The sequence below is a fragment of the Poseidonibacter ostreae genome (assembly GCF_009208075.1).
Classification (GTDB): domain Bacteria; phylum Campylobacterota; class Campylobacteria; order Campylobacterales; family Arcobacteraceae; genus Poseidonibacter; species Poseidonibacter ostreae.
In genome coordinates, this window is record NZ_WFKJ01000111.1 from 1 (window position 1) to 874 (window position 874).

Sequence of the window (874 nt, forward strand, 5' to 3'; positions counted from 1 at the left end):
CTACGATTACGTTTTACAATAGGGAATATTTCTTTTATAGCGCTATTTAGAAATTTTTCATAGCCTTCATAATAATCAAATACAGTTGTTAGGGATTTTCTAGCGGTTTTATATGTTGAGATTCTTGTTTCTTCAAACTTTCTCTTAAAGTATTCAACTTTGTGCTTATGGGATAAGTATACTCTTGGATTAGTATTCTTTTGTCCCCTCGTTACTGTTGTCATCAAATAATACCCCCTATGCTCTTCAGCTAAAGTATTATCTACTTCATCAAAGTGAATATTATCATTATTACTACTTGAGTTACATCTACACCCTATTTTAAGTTTTTTCGATACTCTTGCCAATGGAGTCTCCTTACGCATAAGACTATTTCTAAGCTCAGTTATTTTGTATTATTACAAAAAATAATCATCTATCTTGAAAAGATTGCAATTTGCAATTTAATTATATTGACATAGTGAAGGTCTGATTTAAATATAGTTTCTACATCATAGATAAAAAGGCTGCTCTGAGTTAAAATAAGTCGTTAAATTTAACGACAAAAGTCTTCATTTATTTAATATAATTATAGTTACTAAAGTCATTAAAATTAACGACTATTTTATAATAAATAATTTTTATACTTAGGTTAGTGAAATATATTACACGTGCTAGCACGTGCAATTAAATTAGAAGTTAAAATAAGCTTTAAATATATAATTTAAAAGCTCACTTTTTTTGTTCCATAAGCCCATAAGTTTTTTGGAACTTTGTAGTTTTTACTTTTTGAACACTTTGTGGAACACAGAAAACTAATATAAGTGCTTTGTATTCCAAAAATAAGTCTTTTTGGCACAAGCTTTCCATTAGTAAAAACTGCTCCAAAAGTAAG

General features: G+C 27.8%; 1 protein-coding gene. It reads right to left on the bottom strand.

The window, feature by feature from the left end; genetic code table 11:
* On the bottom strand, positions 1–347 hold a 347-nt coding region (locus GBG18_RS15005), incomplete at its 3' end, for a hypothetical protein (protein WP_152192381.1).
* Positions 348–874 lie beyond the last annotated feature (527 nt).